A 14725-nucleotide genomic window follows, 5' to 3' on the forward strand; every position below is an offset into this window, starting at 1 on the left:
CAGGTGCGTCGAGCGGGCACAGCCGCGACGAACGGGCACAGGTGCGGATGACGCGGCGCCTCGGGACGCAACCGGCTCGGGACGCAACCGGCTCAGGCCGCGACGCCCACCCTCTCGCGCGGCGCGCCCTCCGTGTCCTCCACCAGGTACCGCGGGTAGGCGGCCACCGTGAGGAAGGTCGGAAACTCCTCCTGCAACGCCACCTCGCGGAACACCTCGATCGCGTCGGCGAAACGACCGCCGGTGAGCCCCAGCTCGGCGATGTAGCCCTCGATGAGCGGCCGGGTGATGGCCGTGCCCTCCTCGGTGACGGTGTCCTGGTGGATCCACTGCCAGATCTGCGAGCGGCTGATCTCGGCCGTGGCCGCATCTTCCATGAGGTTGTCGATCGCCGCCGCGCCCACCCCGCGCAGCCAGGACTCGATGTATCGGATGGCGATCGACACGTTGTCGCGCACCCCGGCATCCGTCACCGTGCCCCCGGCCGAACGGATGTCGAGCAGCTGTTCCGCGGTCACCGACACCTCGGGACGAAGGCGGTCGAGCTGGTTTGGCCGAGAGCCGAGCACAGCGTCGAACTCGGCGCGCGCGGTGGGGATGAGGTCCGGATGCGCCACCCACGTGCCGTCGAACCCGTCGCCGGCCTCACGCTTCTTGTCCGCGGCCACCTTCTCGAGCGCCTGCTCCGTGACAATCGGATCGCGGCGGTTGGGGATGAACGCCGACATACCGCCGATCGCGTGAGCGCCGCGCTTGTGGGCGGTCTGCACGAGCAGCTCGGTGTACGCCCGCATGAACGGCACCGTCATGGTGATCTGGGTGCGGTCGGGTAGCACGAACCACTGGCCGCGGCCGCGGTAGTTCTTGATGATGCTGAAGATGTAGTCCCAGCGGCCGGCGTTGAGGCCGGCGCAGTGGTCGCGCAGCTCCCACAGGATCTCGTCCATCTCGAACGCGGCGGGGATCGTCTCGATCAGCACGGTCGCGCGAATGGTGCCGTGGTCGATATCGAGCGCCGTCTCCGAGAAGCTGAACACGTCGTCCCAGAGCCGTGCCTCGACGTGAGACTCGAGCTTGGCCAGGTAGAAGTACGGGCCGCGGCCGAGCTCGATCAGTCGCTTCGCGTTGTGGAAGAAGTAGAGACCGAAGTCGACGAGCGATCCGGATGCCGCGGTGCGGCGCCCGGTGCGGTCGACGTAGGTGAGGTGCTTCTCCACGAGGTGCCAGCCGCGCGGACGCATGACCACGGTCGGTTGCTCCCCGGTGACCCGGTACTGCTTGCCGTCGTCGCTCGTGAACTCGAGCCGTCCGCGGAACGCGTCGAAGAGCGAGAGCTGGCCCTCGATCACGTTGCCCCAGGTGGGGCTCGTGGCATCCTCCTGGTCGGCGAGCCAGACGTTCGCTCCGGAGTTGAGGGCGTTGATGGCCATCTTGCGGTCCGTCGGCCCGGTGATCTCCACCCGGCGGTCCTCGAGTCCGGGGCCGGCGCCGGCGACGCGCCACGAGTCATCCGCCCGGATGGCGGCCGTCTCAGGCAGGAACCGCAGGTTGCGGCCGTTGCCCAGGTCGTAGCGCACCTGCATGCGGGCGGCGAGCCGGTCGTGCCGGCGGCCGGCGAAGCGGTCGTGCAGCTCGGCGAGGAAGCGCAGCGCCCCCGGCGTGAGGATCTCGTCGTAGCGATCGCGCAGCGGGCCGGCGATCTCGATTCGTGAAGTCATGGTCGTCTCTCTTTCGTGAGGATGTGGAAGCCGCGCCTTCCGAAATCCATGCATTTCTGGATGCCACCCGGCGTGTTGTACAACGACACGCGGCGGTCGGCGAGGAACGCATGGATTTCGGAAGGAAGCAGCGAGGGCAGGATTAGTGGAACTGGGCCGTCTCGGTGGAGCCGGCGAGCGCGAGGGTGGCGCTCGTGGGGTTGAGGGCGGTGGCCACGCGGTCGAAGTAACCGGTGCCCACCTCGCGCTGGTGGCGCGTTGCCGTGTAGCCGTCTGCCTCCGAGGCGAATTCGGCCTCCTGCAGTTCGACGTAGGCGCTCATGTGCCGCTCGGCGTAGTCCTTCGCGAGCGTGAACATGGAGTGGTTGAGGGCATGAAAGCCCGCGAGGGTGATGAACTGGAACGTGTAGCCCATGGACGCGAGCTCCCGCTGGAACCGCGCGATCGTCTCGTCGTCGAGGTGCGACTTCCAGTTGAACGACGGCGAGCAGTTGTAGGCCAGCTTCTTGTCCGGGTACACGGAGTGGATGTGCTCCGCGAACGTTCTGGCCAGCTCGAGGTCGGGCTCCGAGCTCTCCACCCAGAGCAGGTCGGCGTACGGCGCGTATGCCATGCCGCGGGCGAGCACCGTATCGATGCCCGGCTTCGTTCCGTAGAACCCCTCCGGTGTGCGCGTGCCGTCGAGGAACGGCCGGTCGCGCTCGTCGACGTCGCTCGTGATGAGGTTCGCGGCGAGCGAATCCGTGCGGCCGATGATGATGGTCGGCACGCCGGCGACGTCGGCGGCGAGGCGGGCGGCGCTGAGGGTGCGGATGTGCTGGCTGGTCGGCACGAGCACCTTGCCTCCCATGTGCCCGCACTTCTTCTCCGACGCGAGCTGGTCCTCCCAGTGCACGCCGGCCGCGCCGGCCTCGATCATCGAGTGCATGAGCTCGTATGCGTTGAGCGGTCCGCCGAAGCCGGCCTCGGCATCCGCGACGATGGGCGCCATCCAGTCGGCAGCCTCGCCGCGCTCGCTGAACTCGATCTGACCGGCCCGCAGCAGCGCGTTGTTGATGCGCCGCACCACGGCGGGAACCGAGTTGGCCGGGTAGAGGCTCTGGTCGGGGTAGGTCTGGCCGGAGAGGTTGGCATCGGCCGCCACCTGCCAGCCGGAGAGGTAGATGGCCTTGAGGCCCGCGCGCACCTGCTGCACGGCCTGGTTTCCGGTGAGGGCACCGAGCGCCGCGACCCACTCCGGGCTGTCCTCGGAGCCGTTCGACTGGATGAGCTCCCACAGCTTCTCCGCTCCGCGCCGGGCGATGGTGTGCTCCTCGCGCACCGGACCGCGCAGGTCGATCACGTCCTGGGCGGTGTATTCACGGCGGACGCCGTCCCAGCGGGGGTCGAGCTGCCACTCGGTCTCGAGTTCGGCCGCGGTCTGGGTCTGGTCGCCTGGGCGACGGGCTGAGTAGGTCATTGCGTGCTCCCGGTCGTGTAAATGGTTGCTTCTCTTCGACTATTGCGTCCACGGGCGGGGTCTTCACCGAGAAAGTTCGCAGAAGATTCTCGATTCTTCTGTTTCGCGGAAGAAGCCCGCATGCCACCATGGAGGGATGACGACGACGGAGCTCCGCGGAGCGGACGATGAAGAGATGCTCGACACCCTCACTCTCGGCCGCCGCATCCGCCACCTCCGCACCGAGCGGGGAATGACCCTCGACGACCTCGCCTCGGCGGTCGGCCGAGCCCCGTCGCAGGTCTCGATGCTCGAGAACGGCAAGCGCGAAGCGAAGCTCGGCGTGCTGCAGTCGGTGGCGCGGGCCCTCGAGGTGCCCCTGGACGAGCTGCTCTCCACGGAGGCGCCCACCGGCCGGGCCGCGCAGGAGATCGCCCTCGAGCGGGCGCAGCGCGGTCCGCTGTTCCGTTCGCTCGGCCTTCCCCAGTTTCGGGTGGGCAAGTCGATCAGCGACGAGGCGCTCGAGACGATCCTCGGCCTGCAGCGGGAGCTCGAGCGCCTGCACCGCGAGCGCGCGGCGACGCCCGAGGAGGCCCGGCGGGCGAACACGCGGCTGCGCACGGTGATGCGCGCCAAGAACAACTACTTCCCCGAGCTCGAGGCGCACGCGAAGACGCTGCTGGCAGCGGTCGGTCACGCGGGCGGTCCGCTGTCCCAGCGGGTGGCATCCGACCTCGCCGCGCACCTCGGCTTCTCCCTGCATTACGTGAAGGACCTGCCGCAGACCACCCGATCCGTCACCGACCTCAAGAACGGTCGCATCTACCTCCCGCTCGGCGCCACGGTCTCGCGCGACCCCCGGTCGGCGCTGCTCCAGGCGCTCGCGAGCTTCGTGCTCGGCAACCCGGAGCCGAAGGACTACGGCGAGTTTCTCGCCCAGCGCGTGGAGACCAACTACCTCGCCGCTGCGCTGCTGATTCCCGAGGCGGGCGCCGTGACCTTCCTGCGGGAGGCGAAGGAGCTCAAGCAGCTGTCGGTGGAGGATCTGCGCGACGCCTTCGCGGTGAGCTACGAGACCGCGGCGCACCGGTTCACCAACCTCGCGACCGAGCACCTGGGCATCCCGGTGCACTTTCTCAAGGTGCACGAGAGCGGCACGATTCTCAAGGCATACGAGAACGACAGCGCCGCCTTCCCCACCGACGCGCTCGGCGCGGTGGAGGGCCAACTGGTCTGCCGCCAGTGGAGCGCCAGGCAGGTGTTCGACGTGGAGGACCGGTTCAGCCCGTACCACCAGTACACCGACAAGCCGGCCGGCACCTACTGGTGCACCTCGGCCATCCAGTCGACCCCGCAGGGCGACTTCTCGGTGAGCGTCGGCACGCCGTTCGCCACCGCGAAGTGGTTCCGCGGCCGGGACACCGTTAACCGGCGGGTCTCGACGTGCCCGGACGAGGGATGCTGCCGCCGCGCCCCCGCGGACCTCTCGGCCAAGTGGGAGCAGTTCTCCTGGCCGAGCGCGCGGCTCAACTCGAGCCTGCTGGCCGCGATGCCCTCCGGCACGTTCCCCGGCGTGGACAGCACCGAGGTGTTCCAGTTTCTCGAGACGCACGCGCCGGTGGCGGGCCAGTGACGCTCGCCATCAACCCGAAGTCGAGCGTTCCCCCGTTCGAGCAATTGCGCGTGCAGCTGCTCGAGCAGGTGGGCTCCGGCGAGCTCGCTCCCGGCACGAAGCTGCCGACAGTGCGGCGCCTCGCCGACGACCTGGGGCTCGCCCCGAACACCGTCGCGCGCTGCTACCGCGAGCTCGAGCGGGACCAGATCATCGAGACCCGCGGCCGCAACGGTACATACGTGAGCGCCCACGGGGACGCGGCCCACCGGGAGGCGCAGGTCGCCGCGCGCGACTACGCCACCCGCATCCACAAGCTCGGCGTCGACGAGGCGGAGGCGCTGGCGATCGTCACGGCGGCCCTTCGCGGGTAGCGGCGCCGGACCGGGGCACAACCGGGCGTAACACTCGCAGCCGCGGCGAGCGCAGCGGCAAGAATGGTGCGATGAGCGCCGCACGCACCCTCCCGATCCTGGACCTCTCGAGACTGGACGCCGGGGAGTCGGAGGCCGTGGCCTTCCGGGCCGAGCTCCGGCAGGCCACCCACGAGTTCGGCTTCTTCTACCTCGTGGGGCACGGCGTTCCGGTGGAGCTGCAGGAGTCGGTCATCCGCACCGCCCGGGCATTCTTCGACCTGCCGGATGCCGACAAGCTCGCGATCGAGAACCTGAAGAGCCCCCAGTTCCGCGGCTACACGCGGGTCGGCGGCGAGCTCACCCGGGGCACGGTCGACTGGCGCGAGCAAATCGACGTCGGACCGGAGCGGCCAGCGGTGATGTCAGGCGACGGGATTGCCGACTATTGGCGGCTGCAGGGTCCCAACCAATGGCCGGCCGCGCTGCCCGAGCTCAGGACCGTGATCACGCGGTGGGACGACGAGCTCTCCGCGATCGGTCTGCGACTTCTGCGGGCCTGGGCCGTCGCCCTCGGGGCCGACGAGCACGTGTTCGACGCGGGATTTGCGGCCGACCCGGCGACCCTCATCAAGATCGTGAGGTATCCGGGCAAGTCGCGCCCCACACCGCGCCAGGGGGTGGGTGCCCACAAGGACTCCGGCGTGCTCACGCTCCTCTTCGTCGAACCGGGCAAGGCCGGCCTGCAGGTGGAAAAGGACGGCGAGTGGATCGACGCCCCGCCCGTGCCAGGGGCGTTCGTTGTCAACATCGGCGAGTTGCTGGAGGTGGCGACCGACGGCTACCTCAAGGCGACGGTGCATCGCGTGATCTCGCCGCCGATCGGCTCGGACCGCATATCGATCCCGTTCTTCTTCAACCCGGCGCTCGACGCGTCGATCCCCGTGCTCGACCTGCCCGCCGAGCTTCAGGCGGAGGCGGCGGGCATCAGCGTCGACCCGACCAACCCGATCTTCGCCAGCTACGGGGAGAACGGGCTCAAGAGCAGGCTCCGTGCGCATCCGGATGTCGCGGCGATCCACCATCCGGACCTGGTCGGCCGCTAGGCGGACTGAATGATGACGTTGGCGACACTCGGCTGATGGGGCCATAGTGCGCAACCGGGGCCGATGTGTTGGCCCCGGTTGCCCGAATTGGCCCCTGGCCGGGCTGTGTGCGAGGGGCGCGTGAGGTCCGCCTCGCGGAGGCTGCGCGAGTGCGCAGCCGCCTCAGATCACGACGACGGTCGACGGGTCCGGGTTGCCGAAGCGGTGCGCGGTGATGCTCACCGCCTGCTCGTGCAGGAACGGCAGCAGCTCGAGGCGGCCGGAGACGGTGACCGGTCCGGCGAAGATCGCCACATCCGGATCCCCGCCGAGCGCGACCGCGAGGGCGAGCCTGTTCCCGCCGATCAGGCGGATGCGGCCGGGGGTCCCGTTGCCGACCGCCGCCTCGCCGGACTGCAGTCGCGCGTGCCAGCGCGCATCCGACTCCACGACGACCTCGACGACCTCGACGGGCGAGGCCGGAGAGTCGAAGAGGCGCACGAGCCCTGCCGCGAGCGGCACCGACGAGCTGATCGTCAGCGGAGCGCCCGCGAGGCTGGCCGCCGCGATCACGCGCACGAGCTGGGCCGGAGAGGCGCCCTCCGCCAGGCGGACAGTGACCGGCACCGGCCGATAGCGGAAGACGTTGCGCTCAACGACAAGCCCTGACACGTCTCGCGAGCCGCCGTACTCGGCGGCCCAGGCCCGCTGGTCGCTGACCGCGCCGGCCCGCACGAGGTCGAACTCGAGAAACTCCATGCCGGGCTGGGCCGCCTCGATCACGGCCGCCACGCGGTCGCTCAGGCCTTCGAGCACGACGCTCGTTCCCGGCTCGGGGAACACCGGCTGCCAGTCGCCGAGGGTGAGCAGATAGTTGGGCCCGCCCGCCTTCGCGCTGGCGCCGACCGTCGACCTCTTCCAGCCGCCGAACGGCTGCCGGCGCACGATCGCGCCGGTGATGCCGCGGTTGACGTAGAGGTTGCCCGCCTCGACCGAGTCGAGCCAGGTCGCGATCTCGTCGGAGTCGAGCGAGTGGATGCCCGCGGTGAGGCCGTAGGCCGGCGCGTTCTGCAGCTCGATCGCCTCCGCGAGCGAATCGGCGTGCATGATGCCGAGCACCGGCCCGAAGTACTCGGTGAGGTGGAACTCGCTGCCCGGGGCGACACCGTCGCGCACGCCGGGGGACCAGAGCCGGTTCGACTCGTCGAGCGAACGCGGCTTCACGAGCCAGGATTCGCCCTCCTCGAGGGTCGTGAGCGCCCGTTCGAGCTTGCCGTGGGCCTGCTCGACGATCGGGCCCATGATCGTGGTCGGATCCTGCGGGTAGCCCACCCGGAGGGTCGTGACCGAGTCGACGAGCTGGCGCCGGAATCGCTCCGACCTGGCCACGGAACCCACGAGGATGACGAGGCTCGCCGCCGAGCACTTCTGGCCGGCGTGGCCGAAGGCGCTCTTCACGACGTCCGCGACCGCGAGGTCGAGGTCGGCGCTCGGCGTGACGATGATGGCATTCTTGCCGCTCGTCTCGGCGAGGAGCGGCAGGTCGGGGCGCCAGGAGCGGAACAACTGCGCGGTCTCCCACGCCCCGGTGAGAATCACCCGGTCGACGGCGGGGTCGGACAGGAGCTGCCTGCCGAGCTCGCCCTCCTCGATGTCGACGAGCCTGAGCACGTCGCGCGGCACCCCTCCCGCCCAGAGGGCCTCCACGAGTACGGCAGCGCTGCGCCGCGCCTGGGGGGCGGGCTTGATGATGACCGCGGCCCCGGAGGCGAGCGCCGCGAGCACGGAGCCGGCCGGTATCGCCACGGGGAAGTTCCACGGCGGCGTCACCACGATGAGCCTCGACGGCACGAACTCCGCGTGCTCCACCCGGTCGAGCTCGCGGGCGCGCTCGGCGTAGTAGTGCGCGAAGTCCACCGCCTCGCTCACCTCGACATCGCCCTCGGCGATGGTCTTGCCCGTCTCGGTCGCCATGACCTCGATGAGTTCGGCCCGCGCCGCGGCGAGCGCCTCCCCCGCGCTGTGCAGCACGGTCGCCCGGGTGTCCGCCCGGCGCTGGCCCCACTCGGCGCCGGCGGCCACGGCCTCGGCGATCAGGCGCTCAAGGGCGGCGGGGTCCGTGATCCTGGCCGCGCCGATCCCGTCGATGCCGAGGCGGGACCCAGCAACGCGGGAGAGGATGCGGCGCCCCCACTCGCGATTCGCGGCGACCGCCGGGTCGGTGTCCGGTTCGTTCGAGAACTGGCGCGGCGCACCGTCGATGGGCAGCGGCGGCACCGGCAGGGTGCGGTCCTGTCGTCGGTTGGAGAGCGGAACGGCACGATCGAGTGCGCCCACCGACGCGAGGAATCGCTCGGCCTCCCTGGCGAATACCGTCTCGTCCTGGGCGAGCTCGAATACGCCGGACATGAAGTTCTCGCTCGACGCGTTCTCTTCCAGGCGGCGGATGAGGTACGAAATCGCCGAGTCGAACTCGCCGGGGTGCACGACGGGCGTGTAGAGCAGCAGGCCCCCCACATCGCGCTTCACGGCATCCGCCTGGCCGGTGGCCATGCCGAGCAGCATCTCGAACTCGACGCGCGACTCCACCTGACGCTCCTTGGCGAGGAGCCACGCGTGCGCCACGTCGAAGAGGTTGTGCCCGGCGATGCCCAGCCGCACGGCGTCGGTGCGTTCCGGGGTCAGCGACCAGTCGAGCACTCGCTTGTAGTTCGTGTCGGTGTCCTGCTTGGTCGAGTAGGTGGCGAGAGGCCAGCCGTGAATCACCGAGTCGACGTGCTCCATGGCGAGGTTCGCACCCTTGACGAGGCGCACCTTGATGCCGGCGCCCCCGGCGGCGCGCCTGGCAGTGGCCCACGCGGTGAGGTCCTGCATCGCCGCGAGCGCGTCCGGCAGGTAGGCCTGCAGCACGATTCCGGCCTCGAGGTTCTTCAGGCGGCCCTGCTGCAGGATGCGCTTGAACACCGCGATAGTGAGGTCGAGGTCGCGGAACTCCTCCATGTCGAGGTTGATGAACTTGCGAGTGGCGGACACCGCGGCGAGTTCGTAGAGCGGGGTGAGCCGGGCCACGACCCGCTCGACGGTCTCGTCGAACGACCACATCGAGAGCTGGCTCGACACCGAAGACACCTTGATCGAGACGTAGTCGACGTCGTCGCGCTCGAGCAGCTCGCGCGTGCCCTGCAGCCGACGGTCGGACTCCTCGTCACCGAGCACCGCCTCGCCGAGCAGGTTGAGGTTGAGCCGGATGCCGGACCCGCGCAGCGCAGACATGCTCTTGTCGAGGCGCTTGGGCGTGGCGTCCACGATGAGGTGGCTCACCATCCGGCGCAGCACGGCGCGGGCGATCGGCACGATCGGCCACGGGATGAGCGGGGCGAAGCCGCCGCCGAGTTGGATCGCGAAGCGCATGTACCAGGGCAGGAACGCCGGCACGGCGCGGGAGAGCCGCTCGAGGTTGCGGCCGGCGACGCGCAGGTCCTCCGGGCGAACGACCCGGTCGACGAAGCCGATCGTGAAGTCCAGTCCCCGGGGATCCTTGAGCACCCCGGCGAGGCGCTCCGCAGACTTGTCCGGGGCGACATCCGTGCTCTCGGCGAGCCAGCGGCGGACGGTTGCGATGGCCTCCACCGCTAACGGGTCGAGGCTCACAGGCGAATCGGGCGCGTACGTCGACATGCTACGAGACTACTTGCGCGAGGAGAGGCGCGTTCCGCCGCGGGGCGCACGGCACGTGCGTGCAGCGGCCCCGCAAGCAAGAGTTCGCCATTCCGGGCACCCGCGGCGCTCCGGTTGAAGCGATTCCGGTGACCTCGGCGCAATGGGCCGAGCCGATCAAGCCGCCGAAAGTTCGCGCGCAGTCTCACGCAGGGGTTTGAGCGCACCCGCCCAGGCCACCGTCTGCTCGAGCACGGAGTCGAGATGGGCCTCGTGCCGCGCGGTCGGGATGAAGGTCGTGTAGTTCTCGAAGTCGGACACGAGCGAGAGGCCGAGTTGGGCGCGCACGTCGGCGATCTGCAGTTCGGCCACCACGAGCCGAAGGTGCTCGACCGCTCGACTTCCCCCGGAACCGCCGTAGCTCACGAAGCCGGCCGACTTGTTGTTCCACTCGGCGTAGAGGTAGTCAATCGCGTTCTTGAGCACCCCTGACGTGCTGTGGTTGTATTCGGGGGTCACGAAGATGTAGCCGTCGAACTCGGCGATCTTCTCCGCCCACGCCTTCGTGTGGTCGTTCGCGTACTGGCCCCGCGACGCCGGAACGGCCTCGTCGAGGTGCGGCAGGTTGTAGTCGAGCAGGTCGACGACCTCGAATTCGGCGTCGGTGCGCTTCGACGCGATCGTGTTCACCCAGCGGGCGATCGCCCCGCCATTGCGTCCCGGGCGGGTGCTTCCGATGATGATGCCGATCTTTGTAGACACAGTGAGCCTTTCCGTGCAGGTTGGGGATGCGTCAACATAATCAGACATTGGTTGATGTGTCAACTAACGGGTAGAATGGTGTCATGAGCGACACGGACACCCTGAGCGACACCGAACTGGAGGTCTGGCGCGCCTTCTACGTGATGCGCCGGCGGCTCGACCGTGCCCTCGACCTGCAGTTCCAGCGGGACTCCGGCATCTCCGCCTCCGAGTACGAGGTGCTCTTCGCGCTCAACGTCGCGCCGAACCGCCAGCTGAGAAGCCGGGACATCGCGGGCGGCATCGGCTGGGAGAAGAGCCGCGTGTCGCACCTCGTCTCCCGCATGGAGAAACGCGGGCTGGTGGCCAGGGCCGAGTGCGAGACGGACGCGCGCGGATCATGGATCGGCCTCACCCCCGACGGGCGACGGGCGGTGCTGCGCGCGGTTCGCGGCCACCTCGCCGCGGTGCGGCGCTACTTCTTCGATGTGCTCGAACCGGAGGATGCCGAGCGCCTGCTCAGACTCTCCGGCCGGGTGGTCGACGCCATCGGCTGCGCCGCCGACGAGGACGCCCCCCTTGGCGACACCCCCCTGCACGGCGACAGCCCGGCGGACGGCGAGACCCCGCTGCACGGCGACGCCGCGTGAGCGGCCGGGACGTCGTGATCGTCGGCGGCGGGCACAACGGCCTTGTCGCCGCAACCTACCTCGCGCAGGCGGGCAGGACCGTGACCGTGCTCGAGCGGCTCGACCACTTCGGCGGCGCCGCGGTCTCCGCCCAGGCGTTCGAGGGCGTCGACGCTCGACTCTCCCGCTACTCCTATCTCGTGAGCCTGCTTCCCGCTCGGATCATCCGGGAACTCGGCCTCGACATCCGTCTGCTCCGCCGGCGGTACTCCTCATACACACCGGAACCGGGCACGACGCGCGGCCTGCTCGTCGACAACGGCGACGCCGAGGCCACCGCACGGTCGTTCGCTGCGGTCGGCGCCGCGGGTGACGCCGCCGCCTGGCACGACTTCTACGGACGGACCGCGCACCTCGCCCGCGCGCTCTTCCCGAGCGTGGGCGAGCCGTTGATGACCCGTGCAGAGGCGCGGCGGGCGGTCGACGACGACCGCTCGTGGCACGACTTCATCGAGCGGCCCATCGGCGAGGTGATCGAACGCACCTTCGCGAACGACCTCGTGCGCGGGGTCGTGCTCACCGACGCGCTCATCGGTACCTTCGCGCCGGCTCACGACGCGACCCTCGCGGCCAACCGCTGCTTCCTCTACCATGTGATCGGCGGCGAGACCGGGGACTGGGATGTGCCGGCCGGCGGCATGGGCGCCGTCACCAGCGCACTCGAGGATGCCGCCCGCGACGCCGGCGCCACGCTCGTCTCCGGTGCGGAGGTCGCCGCGCTCACCCCGGACGGCGAGGTGCGCTACCGCCACCTGGGCACCGAACGCACGATCGCGGCCACGACGATCCTCGCGAACGTCGCGCCGCACGTGCTCGCGCGGCTGCTCGGAGAGCCGGCGCCCGAGCGCCCGGAGGGCGCGCAGGTGAAGGTCAACCTGTTGCTCGAACGGCTGCCCCGCCTGCGCGACTCTGGCGTAGATCCGGCCGCCGCGTTCGGTGGCACCTTCCACATCAACGAGGGCTACTCGCAGCTGGATGGGGCCTACCGATCGGCGACCGCCGGCGAGCTGCCGAGCCCGCTGCCCGCCGAGATCTACTGCCACTCGCTCACCGACCCGAGCATCCTTTCTCCGGAGCTTTCGGCATCCGGCGCCCACACGCTCACGGTTTTCGGGCTGCACACGCCGGATCGGCTCATTACTCCGGAGAACAACGGCGCCATGCGCGAACGGCTCACCCGCGCGGTGCTCGACTCGCTCGACTCGGTGCTCGCCGAACCGGTGGAACCGCTGCTGATGACGGACGCGGCCGGCCGGCCCTGCCTCGAGACGAAGACCACCCTCGACCTCGACGATGCCCTGCACCTGCCGGGGGGCAACATCTTCCATGGCCCGTTGTCCTGGCCGTTCGCCGACGATTCGGATGCCCTGGCGACCCCCGCCGAGCGATGGGGCGTCGCGACGGCGCACGACCGCATCCTCCTCTGCGGAGCCGGCGCGAGGCGCGGTGGCGGCGTGAGCGGCATCGGGGGCCACAACGCCGCGATGGCGGTGCTCGAGGTCCGCTGATCGAGCCCGCGGGATGCGGTCCGCCTCTTTACCAACGGGCCCGCCGCTGGCTAGGCTCTCTCGAAGCAGTACTCGAACAGGGAGCAAGCGATGGCAACATTCGACCAGTTTGCGAACCAGGGCGGTTCAGCGGCCGGGGATGCCGCGGAAGCGGCGGCCGCCCAGGCCTCGGCGGACGAACTCCTCAAGCAGACGGCGGACGCCGCGGGCGCAGCCGACTTCGGCGGAGGTCCGCTCGGCGAGCACGACGAGTCGCCGGCGAACGACCAGCCAGCCGAGTAGCAGCCACGAGCGGCGGTCAGTCCCACTCGCTCGGCGCCGACCCGCGCGCGGGCGGAAGGGCGACATCCGCCGCCCAGCGAGTGACCCACTCCGGCAGGGTGTCGTCGGAAATGTCGATACCGGCGACCGAGGCGAGTTCGGCCGTCGACACCGTGCCCCCGGTCTTTCTCACGAAGCGGGAACGCATCGTCGCCCGCGCGTAGATCTCTCCTCCGACCACGGCGCGCTGCTCGATGTAGACGGCCTTCTCGTCGTAACCGACAATGCGGGTTTCGATGGTGAATCGCTGCCAGGGCTGCAGGGAGCGCCGAAAACTGATGGTCTCATCCGCCATCACCGGGTAGAAGCCCGCCTTCATCAGGCGGGGCAGCACCCCGGAGCGCTGCATGAGGTCCATGCGCCCGAGATCCATGATCGAGAGGTAGACACCGTTGTTCATGTGCCCGAGCACGTCGAGGTCGGTGGGCAGCACCCGGAAGCTGATTCGGCCGACGTCGTGCACGTCGAGTCCCGGGCGGTTGCGGCGAAGCCAGACGAGGAAAGTCCTGAAGAGAAGGTGCACCGCTTCACGCTAGCTCAGTGCGAGCGGTGGTCCTGGATCGTCATCCGCGGCCCGAAGCGCGGCTTGGCGAACCCGCTCGCCTCGATGAGCCGCATGACCCGCTGCCGGTGCCCGGTCCACGGGGCGAGGAGCTCGAGCATCCCGTCGTCGTCGACCGGCTTGCCGATGAGCGCCCAGCCGACCACGGCGGGCAGGTGGTAGTCGCCGACGCTCACCGAGTCCGGGTCGCCGTGGGCGCGCTGGCTCGTCTCGGCCGCGGTCCACACGCCGACGCCGGGCACCGACCGCAGCCGCGACACGACCTCCGGCCCGCCCCGGCCGATGGCGAGCGTGCGCTCCAGCCCCGCGGCGACAGAGGCCGCGGCGAGCGCCGTGCGCGAGCGCTGCGGGCCGACGCCCGCCCTGTGCCACTCCCAGGAGGGGATCATCCGCCAGACCCGCGGCGACGGGAAGACCCTCATGTCGGCCGGGGCCGGGCCGGGCGCCGGCTCGCCGTGCGCCCGGATGAGCTGGCTCCAGGCCCGGCGCGCCTCCGTGCCGGTGACCTTCTGCTCGAGCACCGCGGCGAGCAGCATCTCGAAGACGAGCCCGGTGCGCAGCAGCCGCAGTCCGGGGTTGCGGCGGCGGGAATCCGCGAGAAACGGGTTCTGCGACACATCGAAATCGCCCGGCTCGTCGCCGTCACCGAGCAACTCCGGCACGCCGGCTATCGCCCACTCCGCTCCGGCGCCCCACGCGGTGGCGAGGATCTCGCCGGCGCGCTGGGCGAGGTGCAGGGTGGCCGGTCCGGCCGGGGTCGGCAGGGTGCGCCAGACGCCGGAGCCGTCCCACACCATGGTCGGGTCCTGGCTGCCGCGGCTCAGCGGCCGCAGGGTGAGGCTCAGGCTGACCGGGTGGCTCGGCGCGTAGGTGGAGCGCAGTGGCGCGGCATCGGTCGCGGCATCCGTCGAGGCATCGGTCGAGGCATCGGTCGAGGCATCGGTCGCGATCGGCGTTTCCATGCACAGCAGACTACGTCCCCCACTCCGCCTCCGCCTCCGATGGCGGTTGTCCATTCGACATGACGTCACGTCGAATTGA

General features: G+C 70.1%; 12 protein-coding genes. 6 read left to right on the plus strand and 6 right to left on the minus strand.

Annotated features, from left to right (window positions below; translation table 11 throughout):
• Positions 1-92: 92 nt before the first annotated feature.
• Both aceB and aceA read right to left on the minus strand, forming a co-directional pair.
• On the minus strand, positions 93-1718 hold the full coding sequence (gene aceB / locus VIM54_RS03475; RefSeq protein WP_331899204.1) for a malate synthase A: 1626 nt from the start codon (positions 1716-1718) through the stop codon (positions 93-95).
• Between the two features lie 142 nt (positions 1719-1860).
• Positions 1861-3177, minus strand: coding sequence for an isocitrate lyase (gene aceA, locus VIM54_RS03480; RefSeq protein WP_331899206.1), 1317 nt, complete (start codon positions 3175-3177; stop codon positions 1861-1863).
• 136 nt (positions 3178-3313) lie between these two features.
• Here aceA and VIM54_RS03485 point away from each other — a divergent pair, with 136 nt between their 5' ends.
• The 3 genes from VIM54_RS03485 to VIM54_RS03495 all read left to right on the plus strand — a co-directional run bounded on the left by VIM54_RS03485 (position 3314) and on the right by VIM54_RS03495 (position 6227).
• Complete coding sequence (locus tag VIM54_RS03485) at positions 3314-4789, plus strand: helix-turn-helix domain-containing protein (RefSeq protein WP_331899208.1); 1476 nt, start codon at positions 3314-3316, stop codon at positions 4787-4789.
• Entirely contained in the window at positions 4786-5142 is a 357-nt protein-coding gene (locus VIM54_RS03490; RefSeq protein ID WP_331899209.1) for a GntR family transcriptional regulator, read from the plus strand. Before VIM54_RS03485 ends, VIM54_RS03490 begins: the two co-directional genes overlap by 4 nt.
• A 71-nt stretch (positions 5143-5213) precedes the next feature.
• Positions 5214-6227 (plus strand): isopenicillin N synthase family dioxygenase, encoded by a 1014-nt coding sequence (locus tag VIM54_RS03495; protein WP_331899210.1) that lies wholly within the window; start codon positions 5214-5216, stop codon positions 6225-6227.
• A gap of 162 nt (positions 6228-6389) precedes the next feature.
• On the opposite strand, the gene VIM54_RS03500 is transcribed toward VIM54_RS03495, so the two are convergent.
• Together VIM54_RS03500 and VIM54_RS03505 are read right to left on the minus strand one after the other, a co-directional pair.
• Positions 6390-9884, minus strand: a complete 3495-nt coding sequence (locus tag VIM54_RS03500) for a proline dehydrogenase family protein (protein ID WP_331899211.1) — start codon at positions 9882-9884, stop codon at positions 6390-6392.
• Between the two features lie 156 nt (positions 9885-10040).
• On the minus strand, positions 10041-10625 hold the full coding sequence (locus VIM54_RS03505; RefSeq protein ID WP_331899212.1) for an NAD(P)H-dependent oxidoreductase: 585 nt from the start codon (positions 10623-10625) through the stop codon (positions 10041-10043).
• A gap of 83 nt (positions 10626-10708) precedes the next feature.
• On the opposite strand from VIM54_RS03505, the gene VIM54_RS03510 reads away from it, so the two are divergent.
• The 3 genes from VIM54_RS03510 (at position 10709) to VIM54_RS03520 (ending at position 13083) form a co-directional block, all read left to right on the plus strand.
• Positions 10709-11254 carry a MarR family winged helix-turn-helix transcriptional regulator gene (locus tag VIM54_RS03510; RefSeq protein WP_331899214.1) on the plus strand — a complete coding sequence of 182 codons (546 nt, stop codon included), beginning with the start codon at positions 10709-10711 and terminating at the stop codon, positions 11252-11254.
• The gene (locus VIM54_RS03515; protein WP_331899216.1) at positions 11251-12801 is read left to right on the plus strand and encodes an NAD(P)/FAD-dependent oxidoreductase; all 1551 of its coding nucleotides are present in this window, start codon (positions 11251-11253) and stop codon (positions 12799-12801) included. The genes VIM54_RS03510 and VIM54_RS03515 overlap by 4 nt, the downstream gene beginning before the upstream one ends.
• A 90-nt stretch (positions 12802-12891) precedes the next feature.
• Positions 12892-13083: a hypothetical protein gene (locus VIM54_RS03520; RefSeq protein ID WP_331899218.1), complete on the plus strand. Its 192-nt coding sequence runs from the start codon at positions 12892-12894 to the stop codon at positions 13081-13083.
• A 16-nt stretch (positions 13084-13099) separates the two neighbouring features.
• Here VIM54_RS03520 and VIM54_RS03525 read toward each other — a convergent pair whose 3' ends face one another.
• Positions 13100-13645, minus strand: coding sequence for an acyl-CoA thioesterase (locus tag VIM54_RS03525; RefSeq protein ID WP_331899220.1), 546 nt, complete (start codon positions 13643-13645; stop codon positions 13100-13102).
• Between the two features lie 14 nt (positions 13646-13659).
• Complete coding sequence (locus VIM54_RS03530; protein WP_331899222.1) at positions 13660-14646, minus strand: DNA-3-methyladenine glycosylase 2 family protein; 987 nt, start codon at positions 14644-14646, stop codon at positions 13660-13662.
• Between the last annotated feature and the right edge of the window lie 79 nt (positions 14647-14725).

It is taken from the genome of Lacisediminihabitans sp., from assembly GCF_036569425.1.
GTDB lineage: Bacteria > Actinomycetota > Actinomycetes > Actinomycetales > Microbacteriaceae > Lacisediminihabitans.

Excerpts from the sequence above, each read along its gene's own strand:
- aceB (WP_331899204.1), bottom strand. The coding sequence starts at position 1,718 with ATGACTTCACGAATCGAGATCGCCGGCCCGCTGCGCGATCGCTACGAC.
- aceA (WP_331899206.1), bottom strand. The coding sequence starts at position 3,177 with ATGACCTACTCAGCCCGTCGCCCAGGCGACCAGACCCAGACCGCGGCC.
- VIM54_RS03485 (WP_331899208.1), top strand. The coding sequence starts at position 3,314 with ATGACGACGACGGAGCTCCGCGGAGCGGACGATGAAGAGATGCTCGAC.
- VIM54_RS03495 (WP_331899210.1), top strand. The coding sequence starts at position 5,214 with ATGAGCGCCGCACGCACCCTCCCGATCCTGGACCTCTCGAGACTGGAC.
- VIM54_RS03500 (WP_331899211.1), bottom strand. The coding sequence starts at position 9,884 with ATGTCGACGTACGCGCCCGATTCGCCTGTGAGCCTCGACCCGTTAGCG.
- VIM54_RS03510 (WP_331899214.1), top strand. The coding sequence starts at position 10,709 with ATGAGCGACACGGACACCCTGAGCGACACCGAACTGGAGGTCTGGCGC.
- VIM54_RS03520 (WP_331899218.1), top strand. The coding sequence starts at position 12,892 with ATGGCAACATTCGACCAGTTTGCGAACCAGGGCGGTTCAGCGGCCGGG.
- VIM54_RS03530 (WP_331899222.1), bottom strand. The coding sequence starts at position 14,646 with ATGGAAACGCCGATCGCGACCGATGCCTCGACCGATGCCTCGACCGAT.